A 16,866-nucleotide genomic window follows, 5' to 3' on the forward strand; every position below is an offset into this window, starting at 1 on the left:
TCAGTATCTTTCGCAATGACGTCCTTATGCCTACCTTCGTGTGCTAAGTGGTCACAAAATTTACTGCACGGTACGAGTAATCTTCGAGTAATTTTAGTTTTTAGAAGTGACGCAGGAGTTGGTTATGAATAATAACGAATTGGTTGCAAATGTTAGGAGAGAAGCTTTAGCTGGGATTGAGACGCTGCAGCTCCTGAGAAATCTGGCAAGCGGTGAATATAGCCGTTCAAATCCTGTTATCTTTGCAGGAACGTTGTCGCAAGCTTTTAAAATACCTAACGCAGTTACAATGAAGCTAAGTGAATGGAATCAAGCTTTTGGCCCTCTGCACTTCTCGGAGAACGAAGTAGATGAACTGATTACGCCCTATATAGAGACTTATATTTCCTCTGTTACCGTTGATAAGTCTGTGTAATTAACAGCTTACGGTGCTCCCGGCTCCAGCCGGAGCATTTGCAGTATTGTTGAGGGTGTAAGTTGGTTCCAAAGATTTTTCATCGCAGACAACACCCCATGAGAGCCGACTTCTGCTGACTACTTCCGACTTTTGACCCCTAGAAAGCCAGCGTGAGTCGAAAAGCAGTAGTTATCTTAGCAACCATTGTGATTGTTGGAATTGGCATATTTACTTAATAAATTATTCTCGCCCTTAAAGTTGATTGACCAAGCATATCGTAACTGTCTGGAAAATCCGAGAGTAGTGGTCAAATGGAGAGAAAGAGATGGTCAGGTTTGGATTCACCCTATTGATGAATCGAATATCTACACACAATGTGGTTAAACGAAATCATTTTGAATTGCTGTTAAGTAACCACTCATTACAAAACTTAACTTTGTAACGAGTGGTTACTTAACATCTATTAGTCGGTGTTAGTATAACACTTCTTAAGTATTAGTAATTTGCCGCTAATTTTTAGTGCTAGCCGTTTTTACCATAAAATCAAGTAGAAATTCCGGCGTTAGAGTCAATCCATCTTCTAGATCTTCTTCAAAAAAAGTATGAAATAATACGTCTATAGGCTTTGGGTGTCCTGTGATATACCCTAGTTCTACAGACATTTTATAAACTTCTTTATCTGATGCGTCCTTAAGAAAGGATGGATTCGAGAGATGTCTAATCAGCACGAGAGCTCTTTCCCTATCCATAGGACTCCAATCTATTACATTTCAAGAGCGAAAATAAAATTCCTGTACGCGAATTAGATGTAGTTTTCACAACTGCTTTTTTCAAGGTCGATAGGTTCAATATTCAGACCTTTATCGTAGTGATAGTTATATGTCAAAACCTCGTAGTGAAATTTTGGTGAAGCGATCAAAAGATTGTCGTAACTACTTAGCACAACAGGTCGTTGTGTGCTGAGCAGTTACCGATGAACAATCTAAATTTCTGTGCATGAGACTTTTGAACTCATGCGATAACGGTTCTGTACATGTTGAGCCGATCGATCTACACTATTCCTGTTATTTCACCTACTTACTACACATTGGTTAGATTTTGTTCCAGATTGTACCAAGAGGCCTCAAATTTTATGAAACCAGTGCGCTTTCCTTTGAATAGATTCTAGAAATTTCACCTCCGAAGCGATGAGATTGACATCTTGCACTAGTTCTCGTCGTAACGTACTTTGATTTCTCTGAGCGTCGATCGACTGACGAACAAAATGTTCCTTCCATAAAGTGCAGAGAGCCAACCCGTTCCGTCTAAATTCCTTCACTTCTGATTCCGGAACGCCCGCGACGTGCATTAAGTTGGCTGTCGCGCCTACGAGGATACGTTGGCTTTTGACTTGAGCCAGCCCTAGACGGTTCCCGAGGTATCGTGGGGATAACAATGTTTGGCTTTTCGCGGCCAGGAGCTCGGGCAAATTCTGTTGTGCCTGTTGTGCGAGCGTGACGAGACGCAGCAACGCAGATCGCACATCAAGACGCAAGCCACTTTCAAGTGGCTTGAGCACGAACACTTGATCCACAATAGTAGGAGCGGCTACGCGGCAACGCTCGTGATCGTCACGCAATTGTTGTTCGGGAATCAAGTGTTCGGTGTATACGCTTCCAGTGATCCAGTGCAGCGGTACACCTTGGCCACGATGATCGAAACGGTACTCATTGCCGTTCGGGGACCAATCGGTTCCCAACTGGCGCTGCAAATCCGCTCCATCAACGGCCGTCAGCCAGCCTGTCTCTGCATTCTCGGCGTGCTCGACGCCAGCGGTAGGCACGAACACTTTGAGGTGTCGGAAGAAGTCCGTAGTACCGCCATCGTGAATCAGAAAAGCGCCCCCTCCTAGTAAATAACCGCTGACGAGAGTGATTTTCATGACATCGTCTGAATTATTCGACACGTATTTTTCAAACAGATTCACCATGTGAGGAACTAAAACGGGGAGACCCTGGTCAATATGGTGCTGAACCACATCACTCAAGCGTCCATGGCATGTAACTGCGCATAACTCAAGGCCCATTTCCTCCAAAACGTGCTGATCGAGTTGGTACGTGAATGGCAAGCGGGGATAGTGGCGCACGTTATGGTCTACGAGGGCGTAATGCTCGTAAAAGTACAGTAAGGCGTAACAAACGTCCGATAAATGCGGCGCTAAGGCGTTTGCAGCATGTGCTCGCGTAACGCGAAAGCAATCTAAACCATCGCGGTCGTACGTCAATCCGTCCGCGTGTACCGAAAGTCGGGGAACCCGCCGAAATTCCATTATTCCTCCCTTACTGCGCAGGTGTGCCCTGTACGCGTTGCCCTACTCTTTTCACGTATGCTGCCGTGACATGGTGCGGCCAGAAGTGTTGTTGACTTACGCTCAAAGTTTGGACGGAAGCATTGCTGGGCCCGATCGTCGACCTCTGCTACTGAGTGGCAAGGAAAGCATGCGATGGACCCATACGTTACGGTCGCAACACGATGCCATCTTGATCGGTGTCGGCACCTTGATCGCGGATGACCCACTGTTATCCGTGCGCTATGTCGAAGGCGACCATCCGCAGCCGGTGGTGCTTGACAGCCGTCTACGTTTCCCTGAGCAAGCAAGATTATGGCAGCACCCGTCGCACCGCCCTTGGATCGTGACGACGCCGTCCGCGTGCGCAGCAGCCCAGCGACGGCTTGAAGACGCGGGTGCACGAGTCATTCGGGTGATATTGCAATGCCTTCGTGGAGGATCAGTTCAGTGTGGCGCGGTGTTGCTCAAAGCGAGTCGGTGAGCGGTACCCCAAGCTAGAGTGACGACGCTCGCGGTTGTAAAACACCTCAATCCACTCAAAGACCAGATTACGTGTGTCAGCGCGGTTTCCTTGTGCTGTGTCGAGTTCCAGTTCCAGCTTGAGGGTGGCGAAGAAGCTCTCCATCGCCGCGTTGTCCCAGCAGTCTCCCTTTCGGCTCATACTTTGGAGCGCCTGGAGGCGCTCCAGTGCTTGTCGATACTCGCGACTCGCATATTGAATTCCCTGGTCCGAATGATGGAGCAATCCTTGTCCAGGACGCCGAATCTGCTGTGCCATGTCCAGCGCAGCGACGACCAACTCGGTCTGCAGGGTGGCCCGCATGGCCCAACCCACGATTTTGCGAGAGAACAGATCCATCACCACAGCGAGGTACATCCAGCCCTCAGCCACGGGTAAATAGGTAATATCCGTCACCCATTTCTGATTGGGTTGTTCGGCAACAAATTCGCGATTCAGTAGATTTTCGGCCACTGGGTGCGGGTGTTTTGAATTGGTGGTCACGCGAAATTTCCGCTTGCAGCGAGCCTTCAGTCCCGCTGCCTTCATCAGCCGAGTAATTCGTGCTCGGCTGACCTGTTTTCCCTCGTCCACGAGTGCGGCTTGGACACGAGGGGCACCGTAGGTGCCCCTACTGACTTGATGAATGGTTCGAATGGCCTCGGTCAGAGCGACGTCTTCCACCCGATAGCAGTTTTTGGGCCTTCTCCACCACGCAAAATAGCCACTGACCCCGACACCGAGCGTCTTGCACAGCCGCTCAATGCTGTACTCATGCCGATGCTGCTCAATGAACCCGTAAATTAGTGGTCTTTGGCGAAGAAGGCCAGTGCTTTTTTCAGAATATCGCGTTCCTGACGGGTAATTTCCAGCTCTCGTTCTAGCTTCTTGAACCGCGCTTCCTGCTCACTCAACGCGGCGACGCCGCGTCCGGTGAATTGGGGGCGGCCCACCGCCCCTTGTTGCTCGTGATGCTGTTTCCAGCGTACGACTAAATACGGTGGAACACCCAAGTTGCGGGCGATCTCAGCGCAGCTTTTCTGGCTGCTGATCACCAGACGCACGGCTTCTTCTTTGAACTCGGCGGTGTAGTGGTTTTTACTGGCGGTCATGTCAGTCTCCATTGTCGGTCAGACTGAACTCCTCCTCCACAGAACCCTAGCAAGATCAGGGTGAGTACCGACTCAATTGGTAGACCCGACGTGCACGCCTTGCTCGACGCCCTATGGCACCGGAATGTCCGAAAACTGATGGTTGAGGGCGGGCAGAGCGTGCTCGTGTCATTCCTGCAAGCAGGCGTGGTCGACCGCCTCGCTGTAACGGTCGCACCCCGACTCGCCGCAGGAACAACAGCGTTGGGGGGCAATGGCGGAACCTGGCCGGAGTTACGGAACGTACGTACACGTATGTTGGGAACCGACATGATTGTAGAAGCAGATGTGCTCAGCTGAATGCGGCTCACGCGGGTTCCTGCGACGCCATCAAATCGGTAAGCCACGCTTGCGTTGTTCGTATCAGATAAGCAGACGCTTCAGGACTGGCATACAGATGACCTGCGGCGCGCACCACGACTTGCCTCGAAACGAGTTCCGCCGTTAGCAGGGTTTCGATGGAGGCTACGACGTCGGCGTCCTCTGAGCCGGAAAGAACGAGTATGGGCGGGCGAACGCGGGGCGCATTCCACGCCTGCGTTTCTCGTATGTAGGCATGCCCTAACCAATGACCCAGAAATGGCCGCACAAACGCACGAGATTGATAAGGATGGCGTTGCCAAGGTGGTATCGCGCACGGCTCGCCGGAAGCCTGCGCCGCTTGGAGAATTGGGCTCCACAGCACCACAGCGTCGGGATTGACCTCGTCTGCCGCCAGCAAGGCGCTGCGACAGCCATCGCTGAATCCGAGCAGGACTACAGGAAGCTTCGGGTGTTGCAGGCGAGCTCGAGAAACTACAGCCTGAAGGTCTTGAGCGCGGAATGTGGGCAGCGAGGTAAAGAACTCCCCATCGCTCAAGCCGCACCCTCGGTGATCGAACCGCCAAGTGACGAAACCTGCCTGTGACCACGTTCGCGCTGCAGTGACCAGAAGACGATGCGTATCCACACGTTCGCCGTTAAGGCCGTGCGAGATGACCAAAATTGCTCGAGCTTTCCGCTTGGACGGCTCGTGCCACACACCGCGCAAGGCGGACCCGTCAATCACTTCACTAAAGAAATGCTCTCCGGCGGGTCCGCTCATGCGCTGTGGTACCGCGCCAGCAAGTAAGCTCGGGCAGGAAGGTCAGGGGTGAAATGCGGACGTTGACGCAAGGCAGCTCGTAGATCGTCCGGAGCCACTTGTGCAGGCATCTCGAGGCCACGGAGCACAGCACCCAGCGCGCGTTGGAAGCGGTCTTGCCAGATGTGACGGTATTCTTCCTCAGTCACCGCGAAGGAGAGCAACGACAAACTGCTGAGCAGCGTGACCCGTTGCGCTACCGCCCAGCCCGCTTCCCCCGCGGCGGCGTCAACCCGCTGCAATTGTTCGTGATAGCGGCGCTTGGCAAGACGTCGCGTGCTCAGCAGCTCCCGAATGCTGTTTCGCAGATCGTTTGGCTCTTGACCGCTACTCAGCTCAACCGCCTCAATCCGAACCACGTCTGGATTTTCAAGTGGGTGTCTGAGCACGCTGTCGGTTCTTGGGTCGAGGTAAGCATGATTGGCGATGAATGCGTACACGTCCTGCTCGGTTAATCCGATTCGAAGGTACCGTTCTGCCAATCGCAGCTTGGCGACTCGAAGTCTTATGCGGTGCGGCGTAACTTCCGAGTAAGCGAAGTCGTCGCGTTTGACCGGGGTTTCGGTGGGAAGTGTAGCGAGCTGCTGCTCGTACCACTCTAGAGGCAGCACCCCGTTGAATTCATTCAGGCTGAGCGCGTGGACATAAGCTGACCAGGCGCGGTCGAAGACTGCAGGGGTAACTTCGGCACGCGCCACAGCACGCTCGAAGCAGAGTACTTCCCGCGTAAAATCACGCAGCAAGGACCAAGCGAGGTGGCGCAGGCGGGTATTGAAGGCCGAGTCGGATCGCACGCGTTGCCGTAACGATCCGTGAACGCGCATGAATTGGTCTTTGGACAACCGCAAGCGCGAAAAGCTAAGGGGCACGCCGTATGGTTGCTGCTCGTCAAGGAGCACTTGCGGGACGGCATTCAAGCCAGCTTGATACAGGTCGTACATCACCCGAGTGCCGAAAGTACCTTCCTCGGCGATGACGGTGTCACCTTCAATGCGCCAACTCATAACGCGCCTCCGTTTGCTGTGTACGTGCTGCATGGACGAGACCGATGGCGACGTTTTTGACTTGCAGGTCAGACAAATCGTTGATGTACTCCTCCACCCCGTTGTCATTAAGATCAGTCGCGGAGTGCAGCAAGTCGCGGAGTGCGGCGAGCTGAACAGCGCGACGTTCAGGCCGGGCATTGACTTCGTCGACTGCGGTAAGTAGCCAAGGAAGCAGCAATGTCGATGACCGCTTGGTTGATGCTGGAGCGGTGGCCGCCTGAGGTGCGCCCGTACTGCCTTCCTGAATGCGCCCTGAGTCGCCACTAATCGAGTACATCCGCCCTTCAGCAAGCAAGCCAAAGGGAACACCGCCGACGCACGGAATGCCCCACTCCCGCGCGATGATGGCGCAATGACTGAGCGGCGTGGCGTCGGCGATGACCAAAGCGGAGGCACGATTTAAGGCACTGAGATAGGAGTCATGAATCCAATCAGTGACCAAAATGTCTCCAGGACGCAGGCGCTCGAGGTCTTCGTCACTGCGTATGACACGCGCAATACCGCTGCCAACTCCTGGTGAAACGCTCAATCCTCGAAAGACGTCATGTAACGTATCCTCGCTTGTGGCTATGTTCTCCATTGCCATCGCCACGGTGACAGGCCGGGCTTGCAACACGTGCAGGCGCCCTTTCATGTCCACACACCATTCGAAGTCCACAGAATCCTGCCTGAGCACGTCGTGGGCGACGCGGTATAATTCCCCAATTAGCGCCTGCAGGGCGACGGGCGTTAAAGCGGGTTCGTTTATGGCAGGTTGCGCGCCATGCAATTGGCAGTGCAGCACAGCGTTTCGCGCGTCGACTCCTTGTACGGTAATGCCGAGGAAGGTGTCGTTGACCCAAGGCCAAAGGGTTTGCCGACCTTCGGGGTAAACCCACGGGTGCGTGTTTGCCAATCGGCAGTGTGTCTTCGCGGCCACTTGGACGACTGGGGGTTCTCCTCGTCCAGAAACTCGAATCGTGTCGCTTGGCACGCGACCACTCACTACGCCTTCGCAAAGCCCGTAGGCCATCGTCGCCATAAGTTGATGCCCTTGCACGAAAGCGACACCAGAGACGGCGGATTCTACTAAAGGCTGGACAAGCAAAGCCATGCGCGGCAGGGTTCCACCGACGCGACTGACGTACGATACAGCCCGTACGCCGAAGGCGCTGCTCCAGCACTCCCGCACCGCAGCGAGAAACTCGCCGAACGTGCGAACGTTCACGCTGGACAGGAAGATACCAGCATAACTGGCGTGCTCACCATCCTCACTGACAGCGCTAGATCGCACCACGACAGAACCTTCGAATTGTTCGAACACCCTGCGGAGTGCGTGGAGGGTATCGTCTGGCCATATGGCCTCGTGTAGCGCTTCACGGACGGCAGCGCAGGCGGCTGCGTCGCCGCGTCGAGCGCTGTCGACGGGCGCGGCGACGCTAGTCAGGAACGCATCAAGAGCCTCGGTGGTGAGCACCATGCCGTCAAGCGTTTGGACGCCCGCTTGCAACAGTCGGGCGAGTGTTGCCGCCTTGCCGCCGCAGATTGATATGTCGAGGGCTTCATTCAATACAAGGGTTCGAAACGCGGGTAGAAGCATATCTCTCCTTTTACGACCCGGTACCTTGATACCGCCGCAGGCCAGCGTGCCAAACGAGCAGCGATATACTTAGGGAAACTAGGCCAATGCACGGGCCGCTCAATGCCATCCACCAAGGCAGCTCAGTTGAACGACCGACGATGAACTGCACGGGAACGTAGGCGACAAAGGCGACGGGAAGGACGGTGAAGAGCACAGTTCGAACGGCAACGCCGTAAATATCCAAGGGATACCACAACAGTTGGCGTGTGCCTTTTCGAGTGATCTCGTAAATGCTGTTTGAATCGAAAGTCCAAAACGCGAATGCTGCCGAGAGCACCGTGAAGCTACTGAAAATCAACGCTCCTCCAAGAATGCCGGTGAGGAAGATTGCGACGTTCACCCACGTCCACAGTTCTAGGGTTTCGTGCAATGTGAACGCCAGCGCCGCGATGCAGAACAATGGCATCGCGATAGCATCTACAGAGATTTGCCCGATCAATTGCAGCAACGGATGCATCGGCTTAAGCAGCTTGAGGTCAAGGCCGCCGTCCACGAGCTCGCGGTCGAAATTTCGGAGATTGGACACGAAGACGACCTCAAGGGCGGAAGCCAGCAGGGTGCCCACGTACAAAACCGTCAGCTGTGCCGGCGTCCAGCCGTGAATCGCGCCAACCTTCTGTCCAAGGAAGTACACCAAGGAGAACTCTGCGGCAAACATTAGCAGTGTGGACATCACGGACAGCGTGAACGTCACCTTGTATTGCCTGCGGGCGCGAACGCTCATGCTCATCAATGACAATAGTGTTGTGACGGGACGCACGTCAGCCTCCCTGCATAAACACGCGGCGTACTGCGGCACGGTGTAGGGTCATCGTTAGCATGACCAACGACACCAACCAAACTCCGGCACGCACCAGGAGGCCCAAGTAGTCTTGAGGTGAAATCAGGCCGGTGAGCACCGCGACTGGATCGTTGAAGACCAAGCGAGTGGGCGTGAACAGTGAAACCGTACGCATCCAGTCAGGCAGCAGAACCAGCGGCACGAATTGCCCGCTGAATACCGTGAAGATGGCTTCAAAGAAGTACCGAACGTGCCGTCCTTGGAACACCCAAAAGCAGAGATAGCCCACGATCAAGTCGAGTAGCAAGGCGACGATGATCGCCACCACCAGCAACAGCGCAAACATCCCCCACACCTTTGGGTCACGAGGCAGTGCAACCCGATCGATGAATACCGGTGTGACGGCGAGCAATGGGACGGCGCGCAGCACGAACGAAGCAAGTGATGTGCCCAGCGAGGTCGCCACACTGGACGCGGCAAACGACAGAGGGCGGATGAGGCGCTGTCCAATATCGCCGGACGCTATATCACGTTCAATCAAACGCGAGATGACGTCACTCGAAATGCACAGACCGAGCACAGCGGTGACGAGAGAGTACGTTACAAGGCTTTCGAGATTCACATCTGGCGCGGCACCTGCTGCCTTCACAGCGCGCCACACGTACACAAAAGCATACAAGGTCAGGATTGGCTGAATCATCTCCAGCAGAACTTTTCCACGATAGGCGAGCCGCATCCGCCAGGCAATACGCACCAAGTAAACAAAAGCAGATATCCATGCCCGACCGGGTGCAATTAAGGGGTGCGCGGTCATGCTGGTGTCGGCTCCACTACCTCACCGGCGTAAATGCGGCTAATGAGTTCGTCAATGTCCGGTCTTACAATGGAGATATCCGCCACCGAGTAGTTCACTGCGACTTGCGCAATCAAGTCGGCAAGAACGACGTCGCTACTGGCTGTGTGGAGTGCAAATCGGGTAGGCGACAACGCGACGACACGCGCTCCGCGCACGTACAGCATCTCAAGCGGCTCGCGAAGCTCGACCTCAACGTGCTGTCGTGCATCCAACCGCCGTAAACGAGCAAGCGTGCCGTCGAACGTGGGCGTGCCGCGGTCAAGGATGAGTACGCGTTGTGCAATGCGCTCCATGTCTGCCAAGTTGTGCGTGGTCAGCAACACGGTGACGCCCCAGGCTTCATTGATTTGACGAACAAAGTCAATGATTTTGCGCTTAGCGAGCACATCAATTCCAATGGTTGGTTCGTCGAGGAAGAGAACCTCCGGTTCGTGAAGTAGTGCGACGGCAAGTTCACAGCGCATGCGTTGGCCCAAGCTTAGCTGACGAACTGGGCGATCCAGAAACTCCTGTAGATCCAGTAAGTCCGATAGCGTGCGCAGCATTCTGGTATATTGATGAGGTTGCACGCCGTACATCCGGCGGTACAGTTCGAGCGATTCGATGGCAGGCAAATCCCAGAACAACTGGCTGCGTTGCCCCATAACTATGCCGAAGCGATACGCGTTCCGGCTTCGCTCCCGAGTGGGATCCTTGCCGAATACGCGCACCGTACCTGCGGTGGGCCGCAAGATGCCGGTAACCAATTTGATGGTCGTCGATTTTCCAGCTCCGTTCGCGCCGATCAGGCCGAGGATCTCGCCTTGCTGGAGCTGTAAGTTGAGCAAGTTCAACGCGACTGTGTGATCCTGCACAGGGCGGGGAGTACGACGGAATAGGCTAGTCAGACCGCTATTTCCACGCACCGGGTATGTTTTAGTGAGGTTGTGCGTCTCGATCAACCAGTCGCTCATAACAACCCTTTCGTCAACACAACTGCGGCGCGGTCATCTTGTTCAGGTGACATATGAACTAGGCCTTCGTAAAATCGGCGATTGTGTCGTTGCGCGAGATGAGATTGAGCAGGTCGCCGAAGGATCGAATAGCATCTGCGGTCAGCATTTCGTCGGGCACCGTCACATTGAAGTCTTGCTCAATCTCAACAATTAGCTCAATAAAATTCAACGAGGTGAGCCCGAGGTCATCTTGCAGCAGACTGTCATCATGAATGCTTTGCGTACGTTGGGTGACGCGGTCGATGATCGTGACAAGCTGGGCGCGTTGTTCAGGCGTAATCATTGGTGTTCTCCTTTGGTTGAGTCTGGCCTGTGGGAAACAAGAAAGCGTAGAACTCTTCGCTGCCTGCTCGGGGTGGTTTTCCGTTATGAACGGTCGCTTCGAGTTTGATGAGACGCTGATGCAGTATTTCGTCGCAATACAACTCCACAACCCCCTGCAAGGCGTAGCGGAGGGCGTGCGTCAATTGCAGTTGGCTTGCTCGTGCCACAGCTTGCGGCCACGCTTGACCCGAGTCAGAAGCGAACTCTGTCAGTAGCAGTTCACGAACGTCGCAAAACTTCACTAGGTTGAGCCGAGAATACACTTCATCGGACGCGTCGGCGCAGGCTTCCTTGTATAAATGTGCGCAGATATGGATCAAGGTGTCTGCGCTTGAAAGCATCGGCGCGTCGAAGTCGCCCAACCGAATGTGATGCGTCTCTCGTAGCATCATTTCGGCTGCGTTTATATTTCGGTGCACGGGGTCGACGTCGAACGCAAAGTCAAGGTTTGCGAATTCCAAGTAGGGGTCTTCTATCACGCGAACTAGGGGATGTGCATTTCCTCGAAAGCGCTTGTACATAATGTCTTCTGTACGCGTTACTGGTTGGACGGTGCCATGGCGGTCGTCGAACTGCCCCATTTCATAGCCGATGCTGCGTGCCGCCTCAATCGCACGTGACAAGTCTTCAGCGCGCACGAGCACGTCAAGGTCGGTCGCGGGTCAGAGTGCATAGTCGCGGTAAATGCACGGCGTGAGGTAGGCGTCTTTCAAGGGACTGAATGGTATCTGTGCGCTTTCGAGCACATGCACCACTGAACGCCATTCTTGAAATAGCGCTTGGTTGCGCGCCGCGTTTCCGAGCAGAGTGAAGCGCAGGAGCCGACGAATGACACCGGGCACTTCGGCCACTTGGAAGTGTGTGAGATGGTGAGCGACAAGTGGCAACACTTTATTGAAGGTCGCACAGGCAATCACCACTCCCCAATCCAACTTACCTCTCACAATGGTGGAGAGCGCGTCGTGCTCTGCGGTTGTCAACGTAACGCGGCTGCACAGCAACACTAAGCGGTATTCGTCCCTTAATCGGGTCATTCGTTTTCCACCGTAACCAAGTCATCTTTGCCGGTCACGTTTCGGAGCGTATGGCCGAGCAAGTCCCGCTTGGTGGTGAGGTACGAGCGATTGAACGGATTCTCCACACCTTCAATAGAAATCCGTTCAGTAACTGCTAAACCAGCTGCTTCGCACGCGGCGATCTTGTCTGGATTGTTGGTGAGTAGTCTGATTGAGCGCACCCCAAAATTCTTCAAGACGCGTGTCGCAAGCTCATAACTTCTTGCATCAACGGGTAACCCAAGTTGTTGATTGGCTTGCACCGTGTCCAAGCCTTCCTCCTGCAACGCGTAGGCAAGGATTTTGTGGTACAGCCCGATTCCTCGACCTTCTTGTCGAAGGTAAAACACGTAGCCATGACCGGCCTCTTTGATGGCTTGCATTGATGCGAGCAGCTGGTCGCGGCAGTCACATCGAAGCGAGCCGAACACGTCACCCGTTAGGCACTCAGAGTGCAAACGAACCAAGACGTTTTCCTCTCCAGGTGTACCGCAGGTTAGCACCACCAGCTGTTCATCTTGAGCCTCGATAACTTCAATACGGAAATCACCAAACTGCGACGGAAGTTGCGCTCGGGCAGCGCGGTATGCGAATTGTGTCATAGGGCTATTGAAGTGTATAGGGAGGTACTGGAGGGCGTTGGCTAATATCTGCACTATGAGGACCAAAGTGAGCCGCTCATAGATTTATTAAGGTTTTTTAAAAGGGCTGCTGTTCGAATTTGCGGGCGAAGCGGCTATGCGGCACCAATACACTAATGAGCAAATGAAATCTATTATTGTTGGTGCGCCTTTGCGAGCAGGTTGGGGGCAGTCTCTCCTTTCACTGTTGAGTACGACAAGGGAAGTGTGACGAGCCTTAGCAGACGCGCCATTAACGTTGAGCAGCATTGGATCTCAAGCCAACTCGATTGGTTGGCCGCTGCCACCTTCCGTAGCGCAGACGAACCGGAAGCATATGTGCTGTTTCTTCATCCCTGGACAAGTTGGAAGGACGAGCGCGATTATGCACATGTCAAACTCGCCCGAGACCTAGCGCAAGCCTTGTCCGTGGAGGCAGTGTTGTTCGACCATCGCGGGCATGGGGAAAGTACTGGCTCATCAGCAAATGTGACAATGTCTGATTTTGTCGCGGACGTCCAACACGTACAGCAGTGGCTCCAACAACGCTCAGGCTCAAAAGCAACCATCGTCGTAGCGTCAGGAGTCGCAGCGGTCACTGCAGCTTCGGTAGCCTCGCTCATTAACGCGCAAGCGCTCGTCCTACTTTCGCCAAGCCTGCATGTTCCGCCGCGCCTGCTCGACCTTGCAGCGCGAACCCAAAGCGTTCGCGAGCTGCTGAAATTCGCCGAACGCGAGAACGACCTCGCCTATGTGCGATCTGCCCTCCAGCGCTTGGGTGTGCTGCCAGACCACACGCTTGGCGAATTGTTCAATCCCGCTTTTCTCTTCGGCGTGCCTGATCCGCTGAGTTACCTGGGACTTCCGCCGACGCTTGTGGTGACAGATGGCGAGTCGCCCTCATACGATGTGCACCTGCTGGCTTCGTGCGCGCTTCGTATCGCTGATATTCGTGGAGGCGGACTCAGTTTCCGACACCCCGACTGCCTTAGCGCTGTCAGCACAGCGATGCTGCAATTCTTCCAATCATTACGCTTCGCAGGAGACCTTATATGAGTGAACTAGCGCTAAGTGTTGTACTACCCGTTAGGGATCAACCTTTTCCACTCCAGATCACGCTTGAATGGTTAGCGCGCAGTCTCCCCCAAGCGAGCGAGGTTATCGTCGTCGACGACGGGTCTGCACTTCCTGCAAAGCATGTCGCCGCTGCGTTCGAACAGCGCATCAAACTCACGGTGCTTGAACTCCCAGGCTTGGGACGCGCGGCCGCCCGCAACGCCGGGTGGCGGACTGCCCGGGGCGTGCGCGTGCTGTTCAACGACGCTGACCGGCACCCTGCGCTCAGCGACCTCACGCCACACCTAACAGGCACTGGTGCCGTAGTGGGCCGACACCTTGAATTCTATTTCAGTCAGCCTGACCAGCATAGCTACGCCTTGCTCAACGACTTTAACAGAGTACGTGGAAAAGCACGCGAACCAATTTACCCCCGACTTGTCCGCACAATGCTCTTTGACGAGGACGGAGAATCCCGTACTGGGATACCGTGGGCTGCCTTTCTCACGGGCAATGTTTCCGTCGAGCGTTCACGTTTGGCGGACATCGGTGGGTTCGACGAAGCCTTTACATCATGGGGAGTTGAGCACTTCGAGTTAGGGTACCGCCTGCACGCAACTGGCTGCCCCTTTCGAGTCGCTTCGCAAGCGGTGAATTACCACATTGCCCACTCAAGGGAACCCAACTTCTATCAGCAGCACATGCGTGAAAGCATGCTGTATTTTCAGCAAAAACATCGTGCGCCGGTTCTCGACGTGTTCGCGCGATTCCTCTTCGGAGAAGTACCGATGCAAGACGTGGAGCGTGCTGCTCCACACCCAGGCCCTTGGCCTACGCTTCACCACGAAGATGTTCATTTTCTGGGCCTGCGCTCGCAAACTTTAGCGCGCACCACGAGCCCATGACTCCATCCTTGTCGGGGTTTCTCCACAAGGCGCTATCGCAACACTCCGAGCGTTCATTCAATGACGCTTGGACTTACGGCACATTGGCTTCTCATCTGGCCTGTTGGCCTACGGCCGCTACCTTAGACACTCCAAAGGCAGGAACCGCGATTGCCGTTCGCCTACCAGATCGACTCGACTTCACCCTAGCGGCGCTGGCAACACTTCATTCGGGCTGTATACCCGCATTGCTACACATGGATTTGCCTGAGTCGGCAATTGAGGAGCGACTCAAACGGGCCGGCATCCATTTGCACGTGAAAGCGGGTAATTGGTGTGCGCTGCGCGGCAACGACCATGTGTCACACAACCTGGTCGAAAACACGGCATTGGTGGCCTGCACTTCCGGCACGACCGGTCTCGCTCGGTTTACCCAGCACAGTGCGGCGGGCGTTCTGGCTAATTTGCAAGGCATCCAAGAGTACTTAAACATTGGTACAGACGACCACATGCTGGTGTTGCGAGAACCATCCTATCTATCAGTGTTTGTGGGTGAAATTCTGCTAGCTATCGCGCACGGCGCCCGACTCAGCTTCTCCCCTCGCCGCTTCACCCCTCATTTCTTTGTACAAACGGTGTTAAACGGCGGCGTTACTTGCCTGACCGCTACCGCGAGTGTTCTGCACGCACTGCTGCCCACCATTAAACGAGAAGCGGCGCAGCTTAGGTCGCTCCGCTTTGTGCAGCTCCTCGGAGAGGGCGCATCTTTGGAGACTATCGAAGGTCTGGCGACGGCTCTGCCGGATGCGGAAGTCATTCATGCCTACGGCCTGACCGAGGCGGGCCCTCGACTCACAGCTTGGTCATCACGAAAGCATCCTCGTGAACGTGCATGCGTAGGAGAACCCATTTCCGGTGTGCACTTACGCGTACCTGACGCCGAAACCGGTGAATTGTGGGTTCATAGCAGCGCGATGATGCTAGGTTACGTGGGCGAGAGAGGGGCGTCACCAGACTGGCTGGCTACGCACGACTATGGCCGTGTTGATGAACGCGGGTTGGTTTTCGTGGAAGGCCGAACGGACGACATCATCAATCGGAGTGGCATAAAGTTTATGCCTACGCAAATTGAGCAACTCCTTAATGAACATCCGGCAGTGCGCGCGAGTCTGATTCAGGCTCGTGGCATGGGTTATGGAATACGGTTACGCGCACTCATTGAGCTGGTTGAAGGCCAGCAGGTGCAACCCGATGAGTTGTTACGCTTCGTGCGTTACCGCTTGCCGAGCGCGATGTGGGTCGATGACGTCGAATTCGTAACAGTCTTGCCATGTAAATCAAGCGGTAAGCTTGATCGCGCTGTCACTACGGCATGAGCGTTGACCCTCATCCCATAACCGTTTGGCACGGATCGATCCGTGCGCTAGCAAGCCACGCTAAAGAAGTTGTTGATGGCGCGGAATGGGCTTATGCAAGCAGCCTGAAGTACCCACGCCACCGAGCAACGGTACTCGCATCCCGAGCTGGATTCCGTCGAGTGGTCGCACAGTACGTAGCGGTGTCCCCCCAGCACCTCCAAGTCACACGCGTGTGCGGTACGTGCCAGCGCCCGCATGGCCCACCCAAGCTGCCTCATGCCGGTTACCCTGCCCTCTGGACATCGGTTTCGCACAGCGGTGACTGTTTGTTGATTGCCGTGAGTACCCTTGGGCCCATCGGAGTTGATGTGGAAGTTGTGAGAGCACGTCGAACCATTGCTGCAACTGCTGCGCGTTGCTTCACGCCTTCAGAACTCGCCGCTTGGGAGGAAGAGCCTCTCAAGGATCGTGAGCGCACGTTCTACCAGTATTGGACTGGGAAGGAAGCGGCCTTCAAGTTATACGGCTTGGTCAGTCATCCGCGTGATATTGAAGTCACGCTATCGCGGTGCGGGGCAGCATATGCCCGTGCTCCAGACGGGCATGACTGCTGGCCTTTGCTCTCCCTTGCCGTTGGATCCGTAAACGTCGCGCACCTGTGTGTGCCAAAGCAAAAGCATTATGAGGCTTTGCTTCAAACCAAATTCACGGCTGGTGCAGCAGGTACTACGATGAGCCCACTTCCTATACCTGTTTGTTAAGAGGTTTCCA

The 16,866-nt window shown here is 54.7% G+C and carries 17 protein-coding genes and 1 pseudogene; 7 read left to right on the plus strand and 11 right to left on the minus strand.

Features of this window, described 5'->3' with window-relative positions; genetic code table 11:
• The first annotated feature begins 124 nt into the window (after window positions 1-124).
• Window positions 125-415 carry a hypothetical protein gene (locus tag M1R55_RS17780; protein WP_249394270.1) on the plus strand — a complete coding sequence of 97 codons (291 nt, stop codon included), beginning with the start codon at window positions 125-127 and terminating at the stop codon, window positions 413-415.
• Between the two features lie 1,105 nt (window positions 416-1,520).
• On the opposite strand, the gene M1R55_RS17785 is transcribed toward M1R55_RS17780, so the two are convergent.
• Window positions 1,521-2,423, minus strand: coding sequence for a hypothetical protein (locus tag M1R55_RS17785; RefSeq protein ID WP_249394271.1), 903 nt, complete (start codon window positions 2,421-2,423; stop codon window positions 1,521-1,523).
• A 352-nt stretch (window positions 2,424-2,775) separates the two neighbouring features.
• Here M1R55_RS17785 and M1R55_RS32210 point away from each other — a divergent pair, with 352 nt between their 5' ends.
• Window positions 2,776-3,207, plus strand: a complete 432-nt coding sequence (locus M1R55_RS32210) for a RibD family protein (RefSeq protein ID WP_371827196.1) — start codon at window positions 2,776-2,778, stop codon at window positions 3,205-3,207.
• Here M1R55_RS32210 and M1R55_RS17790 read toward each other — a convergent pair.
• Window positions 3,166-4,337, minus strand: a protein-coding gene (locus M1R55_RS17790; protein WP_371827197.1) for an IS3 family transposase whose coding sequence is annotated in 2 segments (ribosomal slippage) — window positions 3,166-4,055 and window positions 4,055-4,337 — 1,173 coding nt in all. Because the reading frame shifts where the segments join, the coding sequence is not laid out codon by codon here. The genes M1R55_RS32210 and M1R55_RS17790 overlap by 42 nt on opposite strands.
• 60 nt (window positions 4,338-4,397) lie before the next feature.
• Here M1R55_RS17790 and M1R55_RS17800 point away from each other — a divergent pair.
• Window positions 4,398-4,676, plus strand: a complete 279-nt coding sequence (locus M1R55_RS17800) for a dihydrofolate reductase family protein (RefSeq protein ID WP_249394273.1) — start codon at window positions 4,398-4,400, stop codon at window positions 4,674-4,676.
• 7 nt (window positions 4,677-4,683) lie between these two features.
• Here M1R55_RS17800 and M1R55_RS17805 read toward each other — a convergent pair whose 3' ends face one another.
• From M1R55_RS17805 to ribA, 9 genes and pseudogenes are all read right to left on the minus strand, one after another.
• Complete coding sequence (locus tag M1R55_RS17805; protein ID WP_249394274.1) at window positions 4,684-5,460, minus strand: alpha/beta hydrolase; 777 nt, start codon at window positions 5,458-5,460, stop codon at window positions 4,684-4,686.
• Window positions 5,457-6,503: a hypothetical protein gene (locus tag M1R55_RS17810; protein WP_249394275.1), complete on the minus strand. Its 1,047-nt coding sequence runs from the start codon at window positions 6,501-6,503 to the stop codon at window positions 5,457-5,459. The genes M1R55_RS17805 and M1R55_RS17810 overlap by 4 nt, the downstream gene beginning before the upstream one ends.
• Window positions 6,487-8,124, minus strand: coding sequence for a PEP/pyruvate-binding domain-containing protein (locus M1R55_RS17815; RefSeq protein ID WP_249394276.1), 1,638 nt, complete (start codon window positions 8,122-8,124; stop codon window positions 6,487-6,489). Before M1R55_RS17815 ends, M1R55_RS17810 begins: the two co-directional genes overlap by 17 nt.
• A 10-nt stretch (window positions 8,125-8,134) precedes the next feature.
• Window positions 8,135-8,926, minus strand: a complete 792-nt coding sequence (locus tag M1R55_RS17820) for an ABC transporter permease (RefSeq protein WP_249394277.1) — start codon at window positions 8,924-8,926, stop codon at window positions 8,135-8,137.
• Window position 8,927: 1 nt separating this feature from the next.
• Window positions 8,928-9,761: an ABC-2 family transporter protein gene (locus M1R55_RS17825; RefSeq protein ID WP_249394278.1), complete on the minus strand. Its 834-nt coding sequence runs from the start codon at window positions 9,759-9,761 to the stop codon at window positions 8,928-8,930.
• Complete coding sequence (locus tag M1R55_RS17830) at window positions 9,758-10,756, minus strand: ATP-binding cassette domain-containing protein (protein WP_249394279.1); 999 nt, start codon at window positions 10,754-10,756, stop codon at window positions 9,758-9,760. The genes M1R55_RS17825 and M1R55_RS17830 overlap by 4 nt, the downstream gene beginning before the upstream one ends.
• Before the next feature lie 58 nt (window positions 10,757-10,814).
• On the minus strand, window positions 10,815-11,081 hold the full coding sequence (locus M1R55_RS17835; protein ID WP_249394280.1) for a phosphopantetheine-binding protein: 267 nt from the start codon (window positions 11,079-11,081) through the stop codon (window positions 10,815-10,817).
• Window positions 11,068-12,156, minus strand: a pseudogene (locus M1R55_RS17840) (nucleotidyltransferase family protein). Before M1R55_RS17840 ends, M1R55_RS17835 begins: the two are co-directional and overlap by 14 nt.
• Complete coding sequence (gene ribA, locus M1R55_RS17845; RefSeq protein ID WP_249394281.1) at window positions 12,153-12,779, minus strand: GTP cyclohydrolase II; 627 nt, start codon at window positions 12,777-12,779, stop codon at window positions 12,153-12,155. Before ribA ends, M1R55_RS17840 begins: the two are co-directional and overlap by 4 nt.
• Before the next feature lie 312 nt (window positions 12,780-13,091).
• Between ribA and M1R55_RS17850 the strand changes: the two genes are divergently transcribed.
• The 4 genes from M1R55_RS17850 (at window position 13,092) to M1R55_RS32215 (ending at window position 16,856) form a co-directional block, all read left to right on the plus strand.
• Entirely contained in the window at window positions 13,092-13,853 is a 762-nt protein-coding gene (locus M1R55_RS17850) for an alpha/beta hydrolase (RefSeq protein WP_249394282.1), read from the plus strand.
• Window positions 13,850-14,758: a glycosyltransferase family 2 protein gene (locus M1R55_RS17855; RefSeq protein ID WP_249394283.1), complete on the plus strand. Its 909-nt coding sequence runs from the start codon at window positions 13,850-13,852 to the stop codon at window positions 14,756-14,758. The genes M1R55_RS17850 and M1R55_RS17855 overlap by 4 nt, the downstream gene beginning before the upstream one ends.
• Before the next feature lie 236 nt (window positions 14,759-14,994).
• Entirely contained in the window at window positions 14,995-16,113 is a 1,119-nt protein-coding gene (locus tag M1R55_RS17860; protein WP_371827198.1) for a class I adenylate-forming enzyme family protein, read from the plus strand.
• Window positions 16,110-16,856: a 4'-phosphopantetheinyl transferase superfamily protein gene (locus M1R55_RS32215; RefSeq protein WP_371827199.1), complete on the plus strand. Its 747-nt coding sequence runs from the start codon at window positions 16,110-16,112 to the stop codon at window positions 16,854-16,856. The genes M1R55_RS17860 and M1R55_RS32215 overlap by 4 nt, the downstream gene beginning before the upstream one ends.
• Window positions 16,857-16,866 lie beyond the last annotated feature (10 nt).

The sequence above is a fragment of the Deinococcus sp. QL22 genome (genome assembly GCF_023370075.1).
Taxonomy (GTDB): domain Bacteria; phylum Deinococcota; class Deinococci; order Deinococcales; family Deinococcaceae; genus Deinococcus.

Bases quoted from the DNA above. Each gene is read 5' to 3' on its own strand.
- M1R55_RS17835 (WP_249394280.1), bottom strand. From the start codon at position 11,081: ATGATTACGCCTGAACAACGCGCCCAGCTTGTCACGATCATCGACCGC.
- M1R55_RS17860 (WP_371827198.1), top strand. From the start codon at position 14,995: ATGGATTTGCCTGAGTCGGCAATTGAGGAGCGACTCAAACGGGCCGGC.
- M1R55_RS17855 (WP_249394283.1), top strand. From the start codon at position 13,850: ATGAGTGAACTAGCGCTAAGTGTTGTACTACCCGTTAGGGATCAACCT.
- M1R55_RS17805 (WP_249394274.1), bottom strand. From the start codon at position 5,460: ATGAGCGGACCCGCCGGAGAGCATTTCTTTAGTGAAGTGATTGACGGG.
- M1R55_RS32210 (WP_371827196.1), top strand. From the start codon at position 2,776: ATGGTGCGGCCAGAAGTGTTGTTGACTTACGCTCAAAGTTTGGACGGA.
- M1R55_RS17830 (WP_249394279.1), bottom strand. From the start codon at position 10,756: ATGAGCGACTGGTTGATCGAGACGCACAACCTCACTAAAACATACCCG.
- ribA (WP_249394281.1), bottom strand. From the start codon at position 12,779: ATGACACAATTCGCATACCGCGCTGCCCGAGCGCAACTTCCGTCGCAG.
- M1R55_RS17780 (WP_249394270.1), top strand. From the start codon at position 125: ATGAATAATAACGAATTGGTTGCAAATGTTAGGAGAGAAGCTTTAGCT.
- M1R55_RS17810 (WP_249394275.1), bottom strand. From the start codon at position 6,503: ATGAGTTGGCGCATTGAAGGTGACACCGTCATCGCCGAGGAAGGTACT.
- M1R55_RS17825 (WP_249394278.1), bottom strand. From the start codon at position 9,761: ATGACCGCGCACCCCTTAATTGCACCCGGTCGGGCATGGATATCTGCT.
- M1R55_RS32215 (WP_371827199.1), top strand. From the start codon at position 16,110: ATGAGCGTTGACCCTCATCCCATAACCGTTTGGCACGGATCGATCCGT.
- M1R55_RS17815 (WP_249394276.1), bottom strand. From the start codon at position 8,124: ATGCTTCTACCCGCGTTTCGAACCCTTGTATTGAATGAAGCCCTCGAC.